This is a genomic window from Mesorhizobium sp. M4A.F.Ca.ET.020.02.1.1, assembly GCF_004022645.1.
GTDB lineage: Bacteria > Pseudomonadota > Alphaproteobacteria > Rhizobiales > Rhizobiaceae > Mesorhizobium.
Genome location: NZ_RZOI01000526.1, coordinates 1 through 4,401, shown reverse-complemented (window position 1 = coordinate 4,401; position 4,401 = coordinate 1). Strand labels below are relative to the sequence as shown.

5 protein-coding genes and 1 tRNA gene are annotated in these 4,401 nt (G+C 61.3%); 5 read left to right on the top strand and 1 reads right to left on the bottom strand.

The window, feature by feature from the left end; genetic code table 11:
• Nucleotides 1-153: 153 nt before the first annotated feature.
• From EN742_RS25825 to EN742_RS25810, 4 genes are all read left to right on the top strand, one after another.
• Complete coding sequence (locus EN742_RS25825) at nt 154-1,377, top strand: glycosyltransferase family 1 protein (RefSeq protein WP_245492395.1); 1,224 nt, start codon at nt 154-156, stop codon at nt 1,375-1,377.
• The gene (locus EN742_RS25820) at nt 1,374-2,492 is read left to right on the top strand and encodes a glycosyltransferase (RefSeq protein WP_127407607.1); all 1,119 of its coding nucleotides are present in this window, start codon (nt 1,374-1,376) and stop codon (nt 2,490-2,492) included. Before EN742_RS25825 ends, EN742_RS25820 begins: the two co-directional genes overlap by 4 nt.
• Nucleotides 2,493-2,576: 84 nt before the next feature.
• A complete protein-coding gene (locus tag EN742_RS25815; RefSeq protein WP_126055864.1) occupies nt 2,577-2,921 on the top strand; it encodes a VOC family protein in 345 nt (114 codons plus the stop codon).
• Nucleotides 2,922-3,098: 177 nt separating this feature from the next.
• Nucleotides 3,099-3,173, top strand: a tRNA-Gln gene (locus EN742_RS25810).
• A 113-nt stretch (nt 3,174-3,286) separates the two neighbouring features.
• Here EN742_RS25810 and EN742_RS25805 read toward each other — a convergent pair.
• Nucleotides 3,287-3,604, bottom strand: coding sequence for a hypothetical protein (locus EN742_RS25805; protein ID WP_127407279.1), 318 nt, complete (start codon nt 3,602-3,604; stop codon nt 3,287-3,289).
• A gap of 255 nt (nt 3,605-3,859) precedes the next feature.
• Between EN742_RS25805 and EN742_RS25800 the strand changes: the two genes are divergently transcribed.
• Nucleotides 3,860-4,401: Crp/Fnr family transcriptional regulator (locus EN742_RS25800; RefSeq protein WP_148670253.1), on the top strand; the 542-nt coding region annotated here is incomplete at its 3' end.

Sequence of the window (4,401 nt, the reverse complement as noted above, 5' to 3'; positions counted from 1 at the left end):
ATGATCAGCTTTGGCAGCAGCTCGCCCTCGAAATCGGGAGGTTAACAGAGTGCATCTATCATCCTGAGGCTGAGGCGCAAGCAGTTTTCCCCCACCCGAGACTTGTCCTCCCGCTTCGTGTTGCCGAATTGGCGGGATGTCTGTTAGGGGCTAGTGTCGCGACCGTTCCGAGCAGGTCGCGCTTCCAATCGCCCGTCTGCTGCCCACGGCAATATCCGGATGCTTCGCTCAGTTCATTTCCGGGAGAAAAGATTGAGAATCGGGGTCGATGGCAGGAACCTGGGATCGGCCACCGATGGCATCGGCAGGTTCGTCCACAGTTCGATCAAGGCCCTGTCGGCGCTCGGTGCCGAGGTCTTTGTCTACGCTCCCGGCCAGGTCAACCCCAGCTACGGTATCCCGAGCGGAGTGGCCTTGCGGACCGCAGGGTTCAGGTCCCTCCCCGCCCGCGCGCTGTGGGGGCAAGCCATCCTGCCGTCCTTGGCCTCGCGCGACAGGGTGGAGGTGTTCTGGGGGCCGGCTCACCGCTTGCCCCTCATCCTTGCCGAGCGGATCGCCCGTGTCGTCACCATCCACGATCTTGTCTGGGTGCACGCGCCGGAGACCATGCGCGCCCGGACCCGTATCGGCGAGCGCCTGCTGATGAAGCCGGCATTGCGAAGAGCCGATAGGGTGGTGGCAGATTCGAACGCCACGGCTACCGCCTTGACGACGGAGTTCTCCTGGCTGCGGTCGCCGATCAGTACAGTCGCCCCCGGCACGACGTCGCTCCCCGCCCCGGGCGGCGTTTCAAGCCTGGAGCAGGTCGGCATCACCAGGCCTTATGCGCTTTTCGTCGGCACGCTCGAGCCGAGAAAGAACCTGGGCAGGCTGATAGAGGCTTACAGCCTGCTGCCCGCCAGCGCCCGGTCCGCCTGCGACCTGGTCATCGTCGGCGGCAGTGGCTGGAAACAGACGAGCCTGGCCGACGACGTGCGCCGCGCCGGGCTCGAGATGAACGTCGTCTTCACCGGGTTCGTGGACGACGGGATGCTTGCAACGCTCTATGCGAATTGCCTTTTCCTGGCGATGCCGTCCCTCTATGAGGGTTTCGGCTTTCCGATTGTCGAGGCACAGTCATTCGGCAAAGCGGTCCTGACGTCCAACACATCCTCGATGCCGGAAGTCGCCGGCCAAAGCGCCATTCTTGTCGATCCGAACGATCCCAGGGCGATCGCCGACGCGTTCGGCCGGCTTTGCAGTGATGCGCAATTGCGCCAGGCGATCGCGGCCGGGGCGCGCCGGAACGCCGAACGTTTCACCTGGAAAAATCACGCCAGAGGCATGCTCGACATCTTTGAACAGGCCATCGGACAAAGACGAAGGACCGTGGCTTGAGAGTCCTGCATTTTTTCAAGACCTACTGGCCGGACACTTTTGGCGGCGTCGAGCGGACGATCCATGCCGTCGCCCAAAGCACGTCCCGTCATGGCATCGAAACGGAAGTGCTGTCGCTCAGCCGCACGCCCGACGAGGCGACGCGCCCCCTGGACGAACATATGACCACAAAGGCGAAGCTGGATTTCGAGCTGGCGTCGACGGGATTCTCGCGCGAGGTTTTCCGCAAGTTCCGGGCTCTGTCGGCCAAGGCCGACCTGATCCACTATCACTTTCCATGGCCGCTCATGGACGTGGTGCATTTTCAGTCCCGCCACGGCAAGCCGGCGCTCGTCACCTACCATTCCGATATCGTCAAGCAGCGACTCATCCTGCCTTTCTACCGGCCTTTGATGATGCGCTTCCTGGGCGATGTCGACGCCATCGTGGCGACATCCCCGGACTACCTGCGATCGAGCCCCATTCTTGCGGCATTCAGAGCCAAGACGAAGGTCATTCCCATCGGCATCGACGAAGGCGCCTACCCCTCCCCTACCGATGCCGACAATGATTGGTGCCGGTCGACAATTCCGGGGCCGTTCGTGCTGTTCGTCGGCGTCCTGCGTTACTACAAGGGACTGGATGTCCTGATCGAGGCCGCCGGCCAAGTCCGTTGCAAGATCGTCATAGCCGGCTCGGGGCCCATTGAAGCGGAGCTCAGGCTGCAGGCCGAAACGCTGCGCCGCGACAACGTGATCTTCCTTGGCGAAGTGAGCGAGCCGCGCAAGATGGCGCTGCTCAACAATTGCCTTGGCTTCGTCTTTCCTTCGAACCAGAGGTCGGAGGCCTACGGGCTTTCGCTGGTCGAGGCGGCGATGCGCGGCAAGCCGATGGTCTCGTGCGAAATCGGAACGGGCACGAGCTACGTCAATGAGGCCGGCACAACCGGGCTCGTCGTGCCGCCTTCAGATCCGGCCGGGCTTGCCGAGGCGATAAACCGGCTGATTGCCTCGCCGACGGAGGCGGCGAGTTGGGGACGAGCCGCGCGCGACCGGTACGTGCGCCTCTTCACTGCCGACAGGATGGGGAAATCCTACGCCGAGCTCTACCGTCAGCTCGGCGGCCGCAAAGGCTGAGCTGAAGGCGGTTTCTCTAGAGGGGCTTGCGGGTCGATGTCCGTCGATATAGAACATAACGAGAACATTTTGGGGAGTTGCGTCATGAAACTGACCGGGAAGCTCGACTATCTGGAACTGCCGGCAACCGGCGGCACGCTGGACAGCGTGAAAGCCTTCTACAGCGCCGCCCTCGGCTGGTCGTTCACCGACTATGGGCCGACCTATTCGGCCTTTGCCGAAGGAATTGACGGCGGTTTCCAGGCCGATGCCGGCGAAGCCGCCGCCAAACCGCTGCCGGTGCTTTATTCGCACGCGCTGGAGGAAACGCTTGCCGCGGTTGAGAATGCCGGCGGCACCATCGTCAAGCCGATCCTCCCGTTTCCTGGAGGGCGGCGCTTCCATTTCGCGGATCCGGCGGGCAACGAGCTGGCGGTCTGGGGCGAGTAGACCGCAACCCGCGGCTTTTCAATCCAAGCGTCGCGTACGACACTCATGCCCCCAAACGCGCGACGGTCCGTGGCGGGAAACATGCGGCAAGATTGCCTTGGACGCAGCCCGTCCAAGCATTGAGCTTTGCGGCGGCTCGTCCTATAAGGCCGCGCTCAGCGGGCACGTTGCGGCTGTTGGGGCGTCGCCAAGTGGTAAGGCATCGGTTTTTGGTACCGACATTCCCAGGTTCGAATCCTGGCGCCCCAGCCAAACAGGATGCTCTGTTGACAATTTGGCTCCTTTGGCTTTCCCGGTCGAAGCGTTGCAGTTGTTTCCGTAAGCAAATCAGATGGTTGTCGGAACACCGCGCGAACTTCCCTTCGTCACACGCGCAGTTCGACAGGTACCAAGCTTAGAAGCCGCTTCTTCTCGCGAGGAGCCTGCCGGGCGAACAGTTGCCGGGTATTGCGCGCCAGCGCCAGCAGGCGCATTCCATCCTCCGTGTATGATTCCTCGGCCTCGCCATGCCGTTCGATCTCGCGGAGCAAGCGCGTCTGTTCGAACCGCCACCAAGCTGAAATACGGTCGTAGAACGCGCCATCGATAACTTCCTGATCAGCGCCTGGACCATCACGGGAGGTCTTCTGCCATTGCCGGCAAGCTGCGGTCGGGCCGATCGACGTCGAGCAAGCTTCGGCCAAAAATGAGCCAAGAAAGCAGCGTTGGTTGAATCGCTATTGCGTCAGTATCAGCGGCCGGGTCAGAATGTTGTGTGCCGAAGAGGGCTCCGCACTTTTCAACATTGGCTAACAGGCTGCGGCACTTCTGGCAGTGCGTAAGCATCTGGTCCGTCATTCAAAGAGGAGGCCGATCAAGGAATAAGCAGCGTACAACTGGCTTTCCGCGAGCGGCTATTGTAGGTTGCGCGGTAATTTGGGGCAAACACGCGAAGCTTCATGCAAACGCTGTTGCAGTTCATGCGCTCGCATCCCGTAGGGGGGACGTTGTCGAAGAACGGCTGGGGAAACAACGATTCCTTCGGTGTTTCCGCGAAAATCTACAAACCCCATTCGGTGATATGCCGCCAGGATGACACCGACGACACGGTATTCATCCTAAAATCAGGTTGGGCCATCCTTTACCGCGAGCTGCTGGATGGAGAGCGGCAGATCATCGACACTCCTCTCTGGGGGGACATTGTCGGTTTCCACTTCGTGGACGGACCCCGTTTCGCGTCATTGGCGTCCATAACCGAACTAGCTGTCTATGAAATTTCCAGGAAAGCATTGGTCGATGCCGCCCTGTCGGAAGGTCGCTTCGGGAACAAGATCGCCTGCGCCCTGGCCCGGCTGAACGCCATCCTTGCCGAACATCTCGTGAATGTCGGACGACGGAACGCGATGAGCCGCACCGCCCATTTCCTGCTCGAGTTGGAGGAGAGGCTCTCGAAAGTTGGCCTGTCGGACCATGGAAGATATGAGTGTCCCCTTGCCCAGCA